The sequence below is a fragment of the Burkholderia sp. EMB26 genome (assembly GCF_024730645.1).
In the GTDB taxonomy this organism is placed as follows: Bacteria; Pseudomonadota; Gammaproteobacteria; order Burkholderiales; family Burkholderiaceae; genus Burkholderia; species Burkholderia cenocepacia.
In genome coordinates, this window is the sequence record NZ_CP078072.1 from 214,405 (window position 1) to 229,937 (window position 15,533).

Consider the following 15,533-nt stretch of genomic DNA (forward strand, 5'->3'; position numbering starts at 1 on the left):
ATGGAACTCGCGATCCTGTCCGTCAGTTTTCTGATCTTCCTCGTGCTCGGCGTGCCCGTGTCGTTCGCGCTCGGCATTGCGTGCGTGCTCACCTACCTGGTCGAAGGCCTGCCGATCGCGACCGCGATGCAGGCGATGATCTCGGGGATGAACGCGTTCTCGTTCCTCGCGGTGCCGTTCTTCATCTTTTCCGGCGAACTGATGCTGCACGGCGGCATCGCGGACCGGATCCTGCGCTTCGCGCAGGCGACCGTCGGCCACTTCCGCGGCGGCCTCGGGATGGCGAACGTCGTCGCGTGCACGCTGTTCGGCGGCGTGTCGGGCTCGCCGACCGCCGATACGTCGGCGATGGGCGGCGTGGTGATTCCGCTGATGAAGCGCGAAGGCTACAGCGCCGCGTACGCGGTCAACGTGACCACGCATGCGTCGCTCGCCGGCGCGCTGATGCCGACGTCGACCAACATGATCATCTACGCGTTCGCCGCGCAGGGCATCACCGGGATGCTGCACGGCCAGCCGGTGAGCGGCGTGTCGATCGGCGACCTGCTGTTCTCGGGCCTCCTGCCGGTGTTGTGGGTGATGGGCTTCGTGCTCGCCGCCGCGTACTGGCAGGCCGTGCGTCACGGCTATCCGCGCCGCGAGGACGGCTCGTCCGCGCTGCCGCGGTTTCCCGGCTGGTATGCGGTGCTGCGCAGCTTCGTCGGCGCGGTGCCCGGGCTGATGGTGATCGCGATCATCCTCGTGTGCGTCGCGAAGGGCATCGCCACCGCGACCGAGGCGGCCGCGATCGCCGTCGTGTACTCGCTCGTGTTGACCGCGGTGATCTACCGGACGCTGACGGCCGAGAAGCTGCGCCGCGCGCTGTCGCATGCGGCGCGCACGACGGGCGTCGTGCTGCTGCTGATCGCGGTGTCCAACATGCTGCGCTTCCAGATGTCGTACCTGGAGATCCCGGATGCGATCGAAGGGCTGCTGAAGCAGTCGACCGCCGCGCCGTGGCTGATGCTGCTGTACATCAACATCATCCAGGTGTTCCTCGGCACGTTCGTCGACATGGCCGCGCATATCCTGATCACGACGCCGCTGTTCCTGCCGATCGCGATGGCGTGCGGCGTCGGCCCGGTGCAGTTCGGGATCATGCTGCTGCTGAACTGCTCGCTCGGCCTCGTGCATCCGCCGATCGGGTCGGTGCAGTTCGTCGGCTGCGCGATCGGCAACGTATCGATCGGCGAGACCACGAAGATGGCGTGGCCGTACTACCTCGCGATCTTCAGCGCGATCAACATCGTCACGTACATGCCGTTCTTCTCGACGTGGCTGCCGAGCCTGATCAGCGGGCACGCGGTGTTCTGATTGCGTTGCGCGTTTCGCCCGTCGCGGCGCCGGACGACCGAGGTGGTCCGGCGCCGCGGTTGCATGCGCGGCGCGCTTGCCGCGCCGTCGCGAGCCGGCTGCTCAATCCTGCCGTCCATCCGGTTCGAGGTCGCGAGCGATCGACCGTTCGTCACGCCAGTCCGCCAGTTCGCGCCACAGCGCCGGGCGCGCATGGTCGCGCGGCGGCAACGGGATCACGCAAGCGACGCCCCGCACGTTGACCACCACGCCCGAGTCGGGCAGCGTGGCCGGGATGCCCGAGGACGAAGGATCGGCGTCGGGTTCGGAAGGCGTGCCCGGGCCGGGCGGGTGTCGAAACATCATGCGAAATCTCCGTGGCGCCGTGAAGCGGCGCATCAGTAACGGACCCGCCCGACCAGCCCGAGCGGATCGATCGCATGCTGGACGGCGCCGGCGAGTTGCCGGTGCGCGGCCGGCACGTGCTTGCGGTAGTACGCGATATTGACCGGCCCGACGCCATGTTCCGCGCTGAAGCAGCCGCCCGCGCGCACGACGCGGTGGTACAGCGCGCCGCGCAGCGCCACTTGCTGCAACGGCCCGTAGCGTTCTGCTTCGGTATGCGGAATCGATACGACGAGATGGCAGCCGCCGTCGCCGAAATGCCCGAACGCATGGCAGCGCAGCGCCGGATGCGCGGCGGCGAGCCATTGCTCGGCGTCGGCGACGAATCCGGCCAGCGCGCCGCGCGGAAACGACACGTCGAACGACAGCGGCACGCCGTCCTGCGCGACCGCGACCGGCAATGCGTCGCGAATCCGCCAGAACCGTTCCGCCGGCGCACACGCCGCGTCGAGCACCCGCCGTTCGCTTGCGAGCGCGTCGAGCGTCGCGACCGTGCGTTCCTCGAGCAGCGCATCGAGCCCCGGCATGCCGGTCGCGATCTCGACGAGCGCGTAGCACGCGGCAGCGCTCGCGTCGAACGGCGCGCGCAACGCGGGAAACGCGGCGGCGACGCAACCGACCGCCGCCGCCGACATGAATTCGAACGCCGACAGCATCTCGCCGAACGCGCGTTCGAATGCGAGCAGGCCGGCGAGCGCCGCGTCGTACGACGCGAACGCGACGAACGCCGCGCACGACGACCGCTCGAGCGGCGCGAGCGCGAACGACACGGCCGTCACGAGCCCGTTCGCGCCATTCGCGCCGATGAAACACTGCGCGACGTCGAAGCCCGCGTTGCGCTTGCGCAGCGGCGCGAGCGCGTCGATCACGGTGCCGGCTTCATCCGCAAGAACCACTTCGACGCCGAGCACGTGACGGCGCACGTCGCCGTACTTGATCAGGCGGCTGCCGCCCGCGTTCGCGCCGACGAGGCCGCCGGCCGCCGGATCGCTGCCGAGATCGATCGGCACGCAGAGCCCGGCTTCGCCCGCCACGCGATTGATGTCGGACAGCCGCACGCCGGCGTCGACGGTGATGCTGCGATTCGAAGGATCGAACCCGCGAACGGCGCGCATCCGCTCGAACGACACCACGCATTGCGTGCCGCTGCGATCGGGCACGGCGGCGCCGACGAGCCCGGTGCGCGCGCCCTGGGCGACGAGCACGATCCGGTGCGCGACGGCGACGCGGATGAGCGCGCGCACGTCGACGGTCGACGCCGGCCGCGCGACGCCGAGCGGCACGCCGCCGTATCGCGCGACGTCGGTCGCATACGGCTCGCAGGCCGCGCCGTCGAGCCAGCCGTCGCCGAGTGCCGCGGCGAGCGCGTGCCGCTGCGCGGCGTGGGCTGCGTGTGCGGGCAGCGCGTTCATCGTCAGCTTGCCCGCGCGAGCTGCTTGCGCAGCCGGCCGCGCACGACGACCAGCGCGATCAGCGGCACGACGCCGCCCCACAGCGGGCTGTGGCGCATCGTGATCGACACCGCGAGCGCGACGACGGTGACGGCGAGCAGCACGAGCGACAGCGAACGCGCGCGCGCATGGTCGACGAACGTGCCGTCGACGAAGCCGCCGTCCGACCACGCGGTATGCACGATGCCGACCACCAGCACGCAGACGAGCATCGCGGCCGGCCCGAGTTCCTCGCCCCACAGACGGCTACCTGTCGGCGAGACGAGCGCGAGCACCGCACCGATCACGAGGAACAGGTCGACGCCGAGCGCGATGCTGTTGCGTTCCGCGCGGCGCATCAGCCACGCGCCGTGCACGAGCGCGAGCACGCCGCCGATCAGGAACGCGTGGGTCCAGCGCAGGTCCGGTTGCTCGGGGCCGAGCCGGCCGTAGAACAGGAACACGATCGCCGGCAGGAAATTGCTCGCGTGCAGCAGGTAGCCGGTTATGGGATGGTTCGATTTCATCGATGATTCTCCTTCGTCGAAACAGCGGGGCGACGCGTCAAGCGTCGTGCCAGCGGAACAGCCGCACGGCGGCGAACAGGAACAGCGCGGTGCACGCGGTCATGCCGAGCAGTTGCGGCGCGAGCTGCGCGTACGGCGCGCCGTCGACCAGCGCGCCGCGCAGCGCGACCGCGAACTGGTTGGTCGGCAGGAACGCGAGCCCGGCCTTCAGCCACGCGGGCGCGTCGTGCATCGGGATCGTCAGGTCGCTGAAGAACAGCAGCGGGTAGTAGGTGACGTTGCACGCGAGTTCGGCCGCGGCGAGCGAGCGGGCGCGGCTCGCCAGCAGCACGCCGATGCTCAGCACCATCGCCGCGCCGAGCAGCACGATCGGCAACGCGCGCAGCCCGTCCGGCGTCGCGATCGGCAGCGCGATGCCGAACGCGACGCGCGCGACCGTCAGCAGCACGAGCGCCGACAGCGCCATCATCGCCATCCGCGCGACGATCAGCGCGGCGAGGAACACGCCGCGCGACACCGGAAAGCACACGTACAGCTTGAACGTATTGCGCTCGCGCAGCGCGGCGATCGCGGTGGTCGTCGAATTGAGGCCGATTGCCATGAACGCCATCACGAGGATGCCGGTCGCGAAGAACGCGCCGTAGTCGAACGGCCGGCGCGTCGGCGCGGCATTCTCGAAGCGCGCCTGCGCGGCCGGCAGCCCGAGCCGCTGCGCGGCGCAGCGCGCAAGCGCGATCTCGACGACCCGCGATGCGGCCTTCACCGCGAGCGGGCCGTTGAAGTCGTAGCGGATCGTCGCCGGCGTGCGCTCGTCGGCGCCGAGCACGACGGTCACGCGATCGGCCGGCGCGCCGCGGCCGCCGAAGGTGGCCTTCACCGTGTCGCTGTGCGACAGGCTGGCGACGATCTGCGCTTCGCATGCGCGGCTGTAGGGCGTCGCGCCGCCGGGCACGTCGAACGCGATGTCGGCCGTGCCGAGCGAGCCCGAGCCGCCGAACGCGAACAGCATCACGCTCAGCAGGAACACCGGGAACACGAGCGTCCAGAACAGCGACGAGCGGCTGCGCAGATAGCCGAGCAACTCGTTGCGCACGAGGATCAGGAACACCTTAGTCATGGGTCGGGCCCTCGGTGCACAGGCGCAGCAGGTCGCCCGGCGTGCTCGGCGCGAGCGCCAGATGCTGGATGCCGCGTTCGCCGACGATCCGGTGCACGTTCGGATGCAGCGTCGCGTCGCCGAACGCCTCGACCACGTGCGCGGCCGACACGCGCACGCCGGTCACGCCGGGCAGCGCCGCGAGCCGCTTGCGCAGCGCGCGCGCATCGGCTTCGTCGCGGCAATGCAGCACCGCGCGCGCGTCGCCGACGAGCTCGGCGCGCAGCGTGTCCCGGTCGCCCTGGTAGCGCACGCCGCCGTCGCGCACCCAGACGAGATCGTCGACCACGCTCAGTTCTTCCTCGGAATGGCAGATCATCGCGACGCTCGTGCCGCTTGCGCGGTGGCGCAGCAGGTCGATCACGACGCCCGCATAGCGGCGGTCGAGGCCCGTGAACGGCTCGTCGAGCACGGCCAGCTCGGGCCGGTGCGCGAGCGCGACGTACAGGTCGACGCGCTGGCGCTGCCCCTTCGACAGCGCGCGGCACGGCTTGTCGAGCAGTTCGGCGATGCCGAGCGCGTCGGCGATCGCCGCATCGGTGTGCGCGTACATCGCGCGGTGCAGCGCGACGATTTCGGATACACGCAGATGATCGGGATACTCGACCTTCTGCAATTGCGCGCCGAGCCGCTGTAGCGAGCGCGAATCGCGCATGAAGCGTTCGGCCGGCACGTCGAGCACGCGCACGTCGCTGCCGCCGCGCCGGAAGCCGAGCAGCGTTTCGAGCAGTGTGGTCTTGCCCGAGCCGTTCGGCCCGACGATCGCGGTGATCGCGCCGAGCCGGAAGCGCACGTGGCGCGCGGACAAGCGGAAATCGCCGGCCGCGACGTCGATCGCGCGCGCGCCGAGCGCCGCGCCCGGCGCATGCGCGTCGGGCCGCGGCGGCGTGCCCGCGCGCTGCGGTCGATCGAACGCGGGGGACGGGCCGAACATCGCGCGCACGGACGCAAGAAACGAAACGCTCATCGTCGGCATCCTCAGTCGAACAGCATGACCTGCGTGTCGCGCGCGCCCCGGTACGGGTTGCGGCCGTGCGCGACCAGCATGTTGTCGACGACGAGCACGTCGCCGGCCTGCCACGGGAACGCGAATTCCTCGTCGTCGAGCGCGTCGTAGATCGCCACCAGATCGTCGAACGGCATCGGCGCGCCGTCGCCGTAGCGGATCTCGTACGGGAACGCGGCGCGCGCGCCGTACATGCGCTGCAGGTAGCGATAGCTGAGCTCGCCCATCGAGCGCGGGTTCGGGTGCTGCGCGCTCGCCTGGTTGAACCACACCGTCTCGCCGGTGCGCGGATGCGTGCGCAGCGCGCTGCCGACGTGCGACACGGTCACGCTGCCGTCGTCGAGCCAGCGGCAGCCGACGCCGCGTTCCACGCACAGCCGCTCGACTTCGTCGCGCTCGGTCGTCCCGAATGCGTCGTCCCACGGCCGGTGGTACGCGGCGAACGGCAGGTTCGGGTTCGCGGCGAGACTGTCCACGCGGTCGCCCGGCGCCGCGAAATTGCGCAGGTACATCACGCCGCGTTCGGCGAATCGTTCGCGCAGCGCGGCCGGCACGCGCGCGGTCACGCGCCGCATGTCGCAGATCGGCGTCTCGCCGCCGGCTTCCGCCGGCAGCCGGCAGTAGAACGCGACGAGGCGCGGAAACGCGGGCATGTAGGCCATTTCCTGATGCAGCCCGATCCTGAACGGCGGCGGCATGCGGGTCGACTCGTAGACCTGGCCGTCGATCTGCCGGCGCGGCGCGGCGCCGGCCGTGTAGCCGTTCGCGTGCGGCGGATACAGCGCGCCGAGGCGGCCGAACGCGGCGGTGTCGGGCACCGCGAAGCCGCGCCACAGCAGCGCGCCGCATGCGTCGAGCAGCGTGTCGATCGTGTCGAGTCGCGAGCGGTACCACGCGACGAACATCTCCGGCGACGTCGCGAGTTCGGCGCTGCGCGGCGTCACGCACAGCGGCAGCGTCGCGCCGGGCGCGACCGCCGCGCAGTGCACGTCGTCGGCGCCGAGGCGCGCGGCGGCATGCGCGGCGAGGAAGGCGAGATCGGTCATCGCTCAGGCCAGCGCCGGTTTCTTCAGCAGGATTTCGAAGCCGAGCGCGCCGAGCCCCATGCTCGGGCTGTAGATCGACGCAACTTCGGCCAGACCGGCCTCGGCGACGAGCGCATGCGCTTCGTCGAGCGTGATCTTTTCCTCGACGTGGGTCGGCGGATAGTCGGCGGCCGCACGCATCGCGGTGAAGCGGTCGAGCAGGTGCTGCGGCGCGTCGCGGCGCATGTCGTGCACGAGCGCGATGCCGCCCGGCGCCAGCACGCGGTACATCTCGGTCAGGCTGAGCGCCTTGTCGGGCAGGTGATGCAGCGTCGCACGGCCAACCGCCATCGTCAGCGTGCCGTCGTCGAACGGCAGCGCGAGCGCGTCGCCGACGCGCATCTCGATCGTGTCGTCGAGCCCGAGTTCGTGGATGCGCGGGCGGCCTTCGTCGAGCATCGCCGGATCGAGGTCGATGCCGACGTAGCGCCAGCCGCGCATCGCCGGATCGGTCGCGAGCCGCACCGGCACGACGCCGGTGGCCGTGCCGATGTCGGCGATCGTGCCGGCCGTCATTCCGCGCGCCAGCTGGCGGATGCGGCTGATGAACAGCAGGTCCCACGGTTCGAGCGTTTCGGTGGCGAAGCGATCGTAGTCGTTCGCCGGGCGCAGGTTCTTGAGCAGCATGACGTTCCTTGTGCGAAAAGGGTGAGGGTTCACAGCCAGCCGACCGGCACGGCGGCCAGGAGCCGCCGCGCGGTCGCGCTGTTGACGCCGAACGCCGGGCGGCGGCGCCGTTCCACCGCATGCGCGGCCATCGCCGCGATGCGCGCGCCGAGCCCGACGCCGACGCCCCACGACGGCGCGGCGACGCCGAGTTCGAGCAGCGTCGCGGCGGTCAGGAAATCGATGTTCGGCCGCAGTGCGCGGCGCGCGTCGGCCTGTGCGCAGCACGCGTCGAACAGCGTCACGTAGCCGCCGTCGAAGCCGCATGCGGCGAACCGGCCGCGCATGTGCGGCGGACGCGGATCGGCGACGAACAGCGGATGGCCGAAGCCGTACAGCGTGCGTTTCGCGTCGAGCGCCGCATCGATCGCCGCGCGGCCGGCCGCGTCGAGCGCGGCGGCCGGCGCGCCGGCGCTGCCCGGTATGGATCGCGCGAGTGTCGTGAGCCACTGCATCGCTTCGAGCGCCGCCCCGACGTGCGACGGCCCGCTCGCGAGGAAGCCGGACGCGATCGCCTGCGTCAGCGTGACGCCGGTGCCGATCGCGACGCGCGGCGCGAGCACGGTCGGCGTGATGTAGCCGAAGCCGGCGTGCCACGCGACGAGCAGCATGTCCATCGCCGCTTGTGCCGGCGAGTCGTGGCGTGTCGCGCCGGTCAGCACGAGCATGCGTTGCGCGTGCGTCCGCGCTGCATCGAGCGCGGTGCCGCCGCGGGCGTGCGGGCCGGCGGCGAACGGCCGCCCCTCGATCGCCGCGTGCAGCAGGAACGGCGCGGCGGCCGCGCACAGCAGCATCGTGTCGAGATCGGCATCGTCCGGCGCCGGGCCGCGCACGCGGTCGGTCACGTCGTCGAGGCCGCGCAGCAGGCCGGACGCGGCCGCGAACACCGGCGCGACGCCGGCCGCACCGAGCTCGGCTGCGATCGACTGCGCGACCGAGCCCGGCGCGAGCGCGTCGGCGAACGCCGCGAGCCGCGCACCGATCGTCGCCTCGTGCGTGCGGTGGTCCGCGCGGCCGGGCGCGACGTCGAACCACAGATGCGCGAGCGCGCCTTCGAACGTCGTCGCGCCGATCAGCGCGTTCAGGTCGAGATCGCGCACGCGGAGCGCTTCGGGGTCGAGCGTCGCGCCGTCGATGTCGGTGCCGCGATGGCGCGTCGTCGGCCGGCCGAGCAGGTTGCGCGGCGCATCGCCGGTCTTCGCGGCGGGGACGCTGGAGTCGAGTGTCGTATCCATGTCATTCCACCGCGGCGAGTTCGTCGCTGCTGACGCTGATCGCCGCGTGCGCCATCGCGGCGATCACGGCCGCGTGCTGGTCGACGACGGGCAGCACGTTTGCGAAGTAGTAGCGCGCGCTTTTCAGCTTGCCGCGATAGAACGCGAGTTCGGCTGGCGTGTCGGCCGTCTCCGGCGCATCGAGCCGGCGCGCGGCGATCGTCGCCGATTCGAGCAGCACCCACGCCGACGTGACCACGCCGAACATCTCCAGGAAGCGCGTGTAGAACTGGCTGCTGCGATGCGTGTGGCCGTCCTGCACGTCGCGCGCGATGTCGTCGAGCGCGGCGGCGATGCGGTCGGCGCCCGCGCGCAGCGCATCGAACAGCGGCCGCAATTCCGCATGCGTGGCGGTGTGATGCTGCTGCGCGAGGAACGCGTCGAGTTCGTCGCGGTAGTACTGGATCAGCCGCGAATGACGGCCGAAGCCGAGCTTGTCGCGCACGAGATCCTGCGCCTGGATGTAGTTCGTGCCTTCCCAGATCGACAGGATTTTCACGTCGCGCGCGTTCTGCTCGACGGGGCTCGCGTCGGTATAGCCGAGCCCGCCGTGCACCTGGATCGCCGTTTCGCAGATGCGCCACGCCTGGTCGGAGATGAACGCCTTGCAGATCGGCGTCAGCAGCAGTTGCAGCTTGCGATGGCGTTCGATCTCCGCCGGGTCGGCGTCGGGCGTCGCCTCGAGCATCGCCGCGCGCGTCGCGGTCGCCGCGAGCTTGCCAAGCAGGCCGCGGCAGCCGTCGACGCGGCTTTTCATGTCGACCAGCATGCGCTGCACGTCCGCGTGCTCGACGATCGCGACGCGCGCGGCATTGGTGTTCGACGCGCGCTCGATCGGCCGGCCCTGCAGCCGGCGGCCCGCATACTCGACCGCGTGCAGGTACGCGCTCGACGCGACGCCGACGCCGAACATCCCGGTGCTCATCCGCGCCTGGTTCATCAGCGGCATCAGCTGCAGCAGGCCGACGTTGCGCCGGCCGCCGAGCAGCCAGCCTTTCGTCGTGCCGTTCGCGCCGAATACCAGATGCGTGTTCGCGCAGCCCTTCAGCCCCATCTTGCGCGGCAGGCCGATGCAGTCGACATGGTTCGGCTGCAGCTCGCCGGTTTCGTCGTCGGGCCAGAAGCGCGGCACGACGAGGCACGACAGCGAGAACGAATCCGGCGACGCGGTATCGATGCGCCCGAGCACGAAATACAGCGTGTTTTCCGTCAGTTCGTGCATGCCGGCCGAGATGTAGACCTTCTCGCCGTCGATCGCGTAGACGTCGCGTTCGATCGGCGTCGCGCGCAGCGCCACGGCGGTGAGGTCGGTGCCGGCCTGCGGTTCGGTCGCGCAGAAGCACGCGTCCCAGCGGTACGCTTCGAGCGGCGCAATCAGCGCCTTCTGGTGCGGCGTGCCGTGCATCTGCAGCAGCTTGATCGCGGGGCGCGTGAAGCCGCCGTAGGTCATGAACGACGGATTCGCGCCCATGAACATCTCGTAGATCATCTGCGTGACGATCGGCGGCAGCCCGTGCGCGGTGCCGAACAGCGTGTTCGACCATTCGTCGCGAAAGCGCGCCCACAGCGCGTGGAAATGCGACGGAATCCGGACCTGGCCGTCGTCGAGCAGCGTGCAGCCCTCGACGTCGGCCTGCTGATAGCTGCGGCCGAGGTCGAGCGCGAAGTCGCGCGCGCGTTCGAGCAGCGCGTCGATCGATGCACGATCGTGCGTGCCGTACAGGCCGTGCTCCGCCAGGAACCGCTTGTCGGCCTCGAACAGTTCCCACAGAAAGAAGCGCAGCTCGCGCAGGCTCACCTTGTATGCGCTCATCATGCGTCTCCTTCGATGTCGAGCGCGGCGTCGAGGCCGCCGGCCAGGTCGACGACGGCGGCGGCGGCCCCGCCATGCAGCGCCGCGTCCCAGACGAGCACCGTGCGGCGCTCGCCTTCGTCGAGCGCGCCCGCGAGCCGGATCAGCGCGGCGGCCGATTCGGCCGACGACAGATGGCCCGAGCCGTCGTGCTGGATGCGCGCGGCAACCGGAATCGACGCGGCGTCGGCCACACGCGCCGCGAAGCCGGGATCGAAGCCGGGCGGCACGCACCAGTCGATCTGGTTCGCGCGCAGGTTCGCCTGCTCGAGCGCGCGGCGGATCGCGCGGGCCGCGACTGGCGCGAGCGTGTCGCGCAGCGCGGCCGGCGCATCGGCCCACGGATCCGTGACCGACGGCCCGAATTCGAGCGCGACGGCGCGCACGCCGCCCCACGCGGCCGGCTCCGGCGCGGGGCCCGCGCGCGATACGAGCAGCGCGGCGGCCGCGTCGCCGTAGCCGACCAGGTCGCCGAACTGGCGGAAGAACGGGTAGAGCCACTTGTCGCTGAGGATCACGAGCGCCTGGTCGCCCTCGTCGAGCAGCAACCCGTCGAGCAGCATCAGCGCCGAATACCAGCCGAGCGTGCCGTTCTGGCCGAGCGCGAACGGCGTCACGCGCTGCAGCCCGAGTTCGTACTGCATGCGGCCGACGACCGAGTCGCCGATCCCTTCGTTGAGCGCGCAGCTCGCGACGATCACGTGCGTGGTGCGCGCCAGCGCGCCGGAGCCGAGCTGGTCGCGCAGGTCCAGCGCCGCGTCGGCGGCGAGGTCGGCGAGGCTGCGCCCGGGCGGCGCGACGCGCAGCGCGGGCCGGCCGCCGGGCGCGAGGCGCGTGCCTTCGTCGGGCGTCAGCGCGCCCATGCCGCGCGGCCGCGCAAAGCGCGCCTGCGGCAGCAGCAGGTGCCGGTAGCCGGGGTGGCGCTCTTGCGCCTGGATCGCGCTGAACACGACGGCGGGCGGCAGCACCACGACGCCGCCGGACAACGCGAGCGTACCGGGCGCGGCGACGCGCGGCGCGCCGATACAGGTTTCATCGAGCGTCGACAGGGTCATGCGGCGGTCTCCTCGAGGTTCGGGCGCGCGAACGCGTCGCGATACTGCGCTTTCAGCGCCGGTCGGTCGATCTTGCCGTTCGGGTTGCGCGGCAACGCCGGCAGCGGCTCGACGACGAGCGGGTTCATGTAGGTGGGCAACGCATCGCGGCACGCGCGGGCGATGTCGGCGCGGCACGCGTCGGCGTCGAGCGTCGATACGACGCATGCGGCGATCGCTTCTCCGAGTGCGGGATGCGGGACGCTGAACACCGCGGCCTCGCGGATGTGCGGCAGCGCGAACAGCACGTCCTCGACCTCGGTCGGACTCACGCGATAGCCGGACGTCTTGATCATGTCGTCGCCGCGTGCGACGAAGTACAGGTAGCCGTCCGCGTCGCGCCGCACGATGTCGCCCGACCACACGGCGACGTCCGGGCGCGGAATCTCGCCGTGCCGGCGCGGTAGCGGGCGGAAACGCTGCGCGGTCAGCTCGGGCCGGTTCCAGTAGCCGAGCGTGACGAACGCGCCGCGATGCACGAGTTCGCCGGGTTCGTCGGCCGCGCATTCGCTGCCATCCGCGCGCAGCACGAGGATCTCCGCGTTCGGCACGGCCTTGCCGATCGACGTCGGGCGCAGCGCGGCATCCGCGGGCGGCAGGTAGGTCGAGCGGAATGCCTCGGTCAGCCCGTACATCAGGTACGGCGAAGCCTGCGTGAACAGCGCCTGCAGGCGGTGCAGCAGCGGCGTCGCGAGATGGCCGCCGGTGTTCGCGAAGCGGCGGACCCGCGTGCGTGCGGTGTCGCTCCAGCCGGCGGACGCGAGCTGCATCCACAGCGGCGGCACGCCGGTGATCGACGTGACGCCGAACGCGTCGCAATGGCGCGGCACCTCGGCCGGCTGCAGGAAGTCGAGCGGCGTGTAGCACGCGCCGGACGCCAGCGCGGTCGTGAGCTGGCTCAGGCCCGCATCGAAGCTGAGCGGCAGCACGCCGAGCACGACGTCGTCGGCGGCGAGCCGCTGGTACGCGGCGACACTGAATGCGCCCGACACCAGGTTGCGGTGCGATACGACGACGCCCTTCGGCTTGCCGGTGGAGCCGGACGTGTAGAGCAGCGCGGCCGGATCGTCGTCGACCGGCCGGCCGGCGGGGGCCGCTGCCGACGCCGGCGTGTCGGTGGCCGGCGAATCGATCGCATCGGCCAGCTCCTCGATCAGCAGCGTGCGCGCGCCGACGAGCGCGGCGAGCGCCGGCAGGCGCTTGAGCCGTTGCGCGCCGGTCACGAACAGCGCGGCGCCGCTGTCGGCGACGATGTGTTCGATCTGCGCTTCCTTCAACTGCGGATTGACCGGTACGAAGATCGCGCCGAGTGCGTTGGCCGCGAGCATCGCGACCACGGTTTCGACGCGCTTCGGCGCGTAGATCGCGACGCGTTCGCCGGGCTGCACGCCGCGCGCCGCGAGCACGGCGGCGGCGCGCCGGACCGCGCGGGCGAGCTGGTCGTAAGTCAGGGTGCCGCCGCCGTCGGCATACGCCGGATGATGCGGCCAGCGCTCGGCGCCGTGTTCGAGCAGGTCGGCGATGCTGATCAATGCGTTCATGATCGGCTCCTCGGGTTCAGGCCGGCCGCACGTACACGTGCGCGGCTTCGTGGGACAGGAAATGCGCCATCGAGTACGTGCGGTGATACGCGCCGCAGCGTTCGAACACCGCGATGTCGCCGACCTGCGGCGGCGCGCCCGCGTCGTCGCGGCCGATCACGTCCGCGCGGCTGCAGGTGCTGCCGACGTAGAGCGTCGGCACGCCGCGCGACGGCGGCGCGGGCATGCGGCGCACGAGCGACGGCGCGGCCAGGCGGCGCATCACCGATTCGGTCTGCGCGAGCAGGAACGCATGCGACAGGCCGCCGTCGCAAACGGCGATCGTGCGGTCCTGCCACGTCTTGACCGCGACGACGCGCGTCGCGAACACGCCCGCATCGGCGAAGATCGCGCGGCCCGATTCGTGCGCGAGCGAATACCGGCCGGCCAGCGGCGCGAGCGCGGCGGCATAGCGTTCGAACGCGGCATCGCCCGGATGATCGTCGGCAAACCCGCCGCCGAGGCTCAACGAACCGAGCGGTGCGCCGTTGGCGGGCGCGAGATCGCGGGCCAGCGCCGCGAGCCGCTCGGGCAGCACGAGCGTGTCGGGCTGCGTCGGGTCCTGGCGGATGAACGAATGCGGGCCGGAGAACACGTGCAGCCCGGCCACCGGCAGGCCGGCGGCGGCGAGCGTGCGCACCGCGTCGTGCGCCTCGTTCGGCGTCATCCCGAAGTGGTCGTGCCACTGCGCGCGGGCGTGAACGCCTGCCAGCGCGCCGGCATTCACGCGCAGCAGGACGGCGCCCGGCGTGCTGCCGCCGGCCGCCGCTTCGCGGGCGAGCGGCACGAAACGGGCGACCGCGTCGGGGTTGTCGAGCACGAAATGGCAGCGCGACGCGAGCCCGGCACGCATGAACATCTCGTCCATCGACGGATTGTTCAGGTAGCGCGCCGTCTTGATCCGGCCGATCACCGCGTCGAGTTCGCCGCGGCTCGCGAGTTCGACGCCGTCCTCGTACGCATGCGCGCAGCGCGCGAGCATGTCCTGGTTCGGGTTCGCCTTCAGCGACACGATCAGCCGCGTGCCGAGGCGCGCCTTCAGCGACCGGTAGCGGGCGATCGCGACCTCCGGCTCGTACACGTAGCACGGCGTGCGCAGATCGGCGATCCACGCGTGATCGCCGGCGGATGGAAGCGGGCGCTCAGGCGTCATGGCGGCCCACCGGATGGAGCGTGGCGGCCGCATACGCGCCGCAGTTCGACTGCATCACGCCGAGCACGCGCTTGCCGTGCGCGACCGCGTCGAGCCCGACGTCGGCCAGGTTGATCGGAAAATCCGAACAGCACGCGTGGCCGCGCGCATGGATGTTGTCCGCATACAGCCGCTCGGCCGGCACGCGCATCGCGCGGCACAGCGCGTTCCAGCCGGGCAGGTCGGCATTGTGCGGCAGCACGAGGTCGTACGCGTCGAGCGCATGCGGCTCGAGCGCGACGGCCGCGTCGATCGCGCGGCGCGTGTACGGCCACTCCATCATGATCAGGTCGGCCTCGTTCGCGGCGACGGTGTCCGACCCGCGATGCCATTTCGCGTGCGTCTCGATCGCGATGCCGCCGAGCCGGTTCTTCGTGCTGTTGCGCGCGATCAGCATCGCGGCCGCGCCGTCGCACTGCACGCCCGTCATCTGCCGCATCCGGTAATCCTCGCCGTACACGCGGTCGGACGACACGACGAGCGCCGCGTCGAGCTGCGGATGGCGGCACATCAGCGCGCGCACGGTCTCGATGCCGGCCGCGACCGACACGCAGTTCAGTTGCGCGACGGAGCCGAGCCACAGCGGCTCGATGCCGAATTGCGCGGCCACTTCGTGCGGCAGGCTGCGCGGCGCGGGCGGCACGCTGAATTGCTGCGTGTGGACGTGCACGATCGCACCGACGTCGGACGGATGCACGCGCGCGGTGTCGAGCAGCCGGCCGACCGCCGCGATCGCGAGATCGGTCTCGCTCGTGTCGAGCGCCATGTGGAAATAGCGGCTGCCCGACTGCGCGATCGCGGCCGCCCGCTGCGCCGGATAGTCGCGTTCGGCGGCCCAGGCCTCGATATCGACCGGCGGGCCCGGCAGCTCGTAGGCCACCGCGTCGATGCCGATCCAGAAATCGCGTGACGCTTGGGAGGAGGTCGTCGTCAT

General features: G+C 71.4%; 14 protein-coding genes. 1 reads left to right on the forward strand and 13 read right to left on the reverse strand.

What is annotated here, in order from left to right; translation table 11 throughout:
- The gene (locus KU887_RS31360; RefSeq protein WP_258258743.1) at positions 1 to 1,353 is read left to right on the forward strand and encodes a TRAP transporter large permease; all 1,353 of its coding nucleotides are present in this window, start codon (positions 1 to 3) and stop codon (positions 1,351 to 1,353) included.
- A 102-nt stretch (positions 1,354 to 1,455) separates the two neighbouring features.
- Here the strand turns inward: KU887_RS31360 and KU887_RS31365 are convergent, their stop codons facing one another.
- Genes KU887_RS31365 through KU887_RS31425 form a run of 13 tightly spaced genes read right to left on the reverse strand, consistent with a single transcriptional unit; the run spans position 1,456 to position 15,533 of the window.
- Positions 1,456 to 1,698, reverse strand: coding sequence for a hypothetical protein (locus tag KU887_RS31365; RefSeq protein WP_006482540.1), 243 nt, complete (start codon positions 1,696 to 1,698; stop codon positions 1,456 to 1,458).
- A gap of 32 nt (positions 1,699 to 1,730) precedes the next feature.
- Positions 1,731 to 3,149, reverse strand: coding sequence for an FAD-binding oxidoreductase (locus tag KU887_RS31370; protein ID WP_258258744.1), 1,419 nt, complete (start codon positions 3,147 to 3,149; stop codon positions 1,731 to 1,733).
- Between the two features lie 2 nt (positions 3,150 to 3,151).
- Positions 3,152 to 3,694, reverse strand: coding sequence for a hypothetical protein (locus KU887_RS31375; RefSeq protein WP_006491295.1), 543 nt, complete (start codon positions 3,692 to 3,694; stop codon positions 3,152 to 3,154).
- Positions 3,695 to 3,731: 37 nt separating this feature from the next.
- Positions 3,732 to 4,811 (reverse strand): ABC transporter permease, encoded by a 1,080-nt coding sequence (locus tag KU887_RS31380; protein WP_006497999.1) that lies wholly within the window; start codon positions 4,809 to 4,811, stop codon positions 3,732 to 3,734.
- Complete coding sequence (locus tag KU887_RS31385; protein ID WP_034204100.1) at positions 4,804 to 5,817, reverse strand: ATP-binding cassette domain-containing protein; 1,014 nt, start codon at positions 5,815 to 5,817, stop codon at positions 4,804 to 4,806. Before KU887_RS31385 ends, KU887_RS31380 begins: the two co-directional genes overlap by 8 nt.
- An 11-nt stretch (positions 5,818 to 5,828) precedes the next feature.
- On the reverse strand, positions 5,829 to 6,902 hold the full coding sequence (locus KU887_RS31390; protein ID WP_212246746.1) for a TauD/TfdA family dioxygenase: 1,074 nt from the start codon (positions 6,900 to 6,902) through the stop codon (positions 5,829 to 5,831).
- Between the two features lie 3 nt (positions 6,903 to 6,905).
- On the reverse strand, positions 6,906 to 7,568 hold the full coding sequence (locus KU887_RS31395; RefSeq protein WP_006490905.1) for a class I SAM-dependent methyltransferase: 663 nt from the start codon (positions 7,566 to 7,568) through the stop codon (positions 6,906 to 6,908).
- Between the two features lie 29 nt (positions 7,569 to 7,597).
- On the reverse strand, positions 7,598 to 8,842 hold the full coding sequence (locus tag KU887_RS31400) for a citrate/2-methylcitrate synthase (RefSeq protein ID WP_258258747.1): 1,245 nt from the start codon (positions 8,840 to 8,842) through the stop codon (positions 7,598 to 7,600).
- 1 nt (position 8,843) lies between these two features.
- Positions 8,844 to 10,694, reverse strand: coding sequence for an acyl-CoA dehydrogenase (locus tag KU887_RS31405; protein ID WP_166677919.1), 1,851 nt, complete (start codon positions 10,692 to 10,694; stop codon positions 8,844 to 8,846).
- Positions 10,694 to 11,788 carry a hypothetical protein gene (locus KU887_RS31410; RefSeq protein WP_080322817.1) on the reverse strand — a complete coding sequence of 365 codons (1,095 nt, stop codon included), beginning with the start codon at positions 11,786 to 11,788 and terminating at the stop codon, positions 10,694 to 10,696. The genes KU887_RS31405 and KU887_RS31410 overlap by 1 nt, the downstream gene beginning before the upstream one ends.
- The gene (locus KU887_RS31415) at positions 11,785 to 13,368 is read right to left on the reverse strand and encodes an acyl-CoA ligase (AMP-forming), exosortase A system-associated (protein ID WP_059721433.1); all 1,584 of its coding nucleotides are present in this window, start codon (positions 13,366 to 13,368) and stop codon (positions 11,785 to 11,787) included. Before KU887_RS31415 ends, KU887_RS31410 begins: the two co-directional genes overlap by 4 nt.
- Before the next feature lie 16 nt (positions 13,369 to 13,384).
- Positions 13,385 to 14,560, reverse strand: a complete 1,176-nt coding sequence (locus tag KU887_RS31420; protein ID WP_006493646.1) for a PLP-dependent decarboxylase — start codon at positions 14,558 to 14,560, stop codon at positions 13,385 to 13,387.
- Positions 14,550 to 15,533, reverse strand: a complete 984-nt coding sequence (locus KU887_RS31425; RefSeq protein WP_006487266.1) for a 3-oxoacyl-ACP synthase — start codon at positions 15,531 to 15,533, stop codon at positions 14,550 to 14,552. Before KU887_RS31425 ends, KU887_RS31420 begins: the two co-directional genes overlap by 11 nt.

Excerpts from the sequence above, each read along its gene's own strand:
- KU887_RS31370 (WP_258258744.1), bottom strand. The coding sequence starts at position 3,149 with ATGAACGCGCTGCCCGCACACGCAGCCCACGCCGCGCAGCGGCACGCG.
- KU887_RS31380 (WP_006497999.1), bottom strand. The coding sequence starts at position 4,811 with ATGACTAAGGTGTTCCTGATCCTCGTGCGCAACGAGTTGCTCGGCTAT.
- KU887_RS31410 (WP_080322817.1), bottom strand. The coding sequence starts at position 11,788 with ATGACCCTGTCGACGCTCGATGAAACCTGTATCGGCGCGCCGCGCGTC.
- KU887_RS31375 (WP_006491295.1), bottom strand. The coding sequence starts at position 3,694 with ATGAAATCGAACCATCCCATAACCGGCTACCTGCTGCACGCGAGCAAT.
- KU887_RS31365 (WP_006482540.1), bottom strand. The coding sequence starts at position 1,698 with ATGATGTTTCGACACCCGCCCGGCCCGGGCACGCCTTCCGAACCCGAC.
- KU887_RS31415 (WP_059721433.1), bottom strand. The coding sequence starts at position 13,368 with ATGAACGCATTGATCAGCATCGCCGACCTGCTCGAACACGGCGCCGAG.
- KU887_RS31420 (WP_006493646.1), bottom strand. The coding sequence starts at position 14,560 with ATGACGCCTGAGCGCCCGCTTCCATCCGCCGGCGATCACGCGTGGATC.
- KU887_RS31385 (WP_034204100.1), bottom strand. The coding sequence starts at position 5,817 with ATGAGCGTTTCGTTTCTTGCGTCCGTGCGCGCGATGTTCGGCCCGTCC.
- KU887_RS31360 (WP_258258743.1), top strand. The coding sequence starts at position 1 with ATGGAACTCGCGATCCTGTCCGTCAGTTTTCTGATCTTCCTCGTGCTC.
- KU887_RS31425 (WP_006487266.1), bottom strand. The coding sequence starts at position 15,533 with ATGACGACGACCTCCTCCCAAGCGTCACGCGATTTCTGGATCGGCATC.
- KU887_RS31405 (WP_166677919.1), bottom strand. The coding sequence starts at position 10,694 with ATGAGCGCATACAAGGTGAGCCTGCGCGAGCTGCGCTTCTTTCTGTGG.
- KU887_RS31395 (WP_006490905.1), bottom strand. The coding sequence starts at position 7,568 with ATGCTGCTCAAGAACCTGCGCCCGGCGAACGACTACGATCGCTTCGCC.
- KU887_RS31400 (WP_258258747.1), bottom strand. The coding sequence starts at position 8,842 with ATGGATACGACACTCGACTCCAGCGTCCCCGCCGCGAAGACCGGCGAT.
- KU887_RS31390 (WP_212246746.1), bottom strand. The coding sequence starts at position 6,902 with ATGACCGATCTCGCCTTCCTCGCCGCGCATGCCGCCGCGCGCCTCGGC.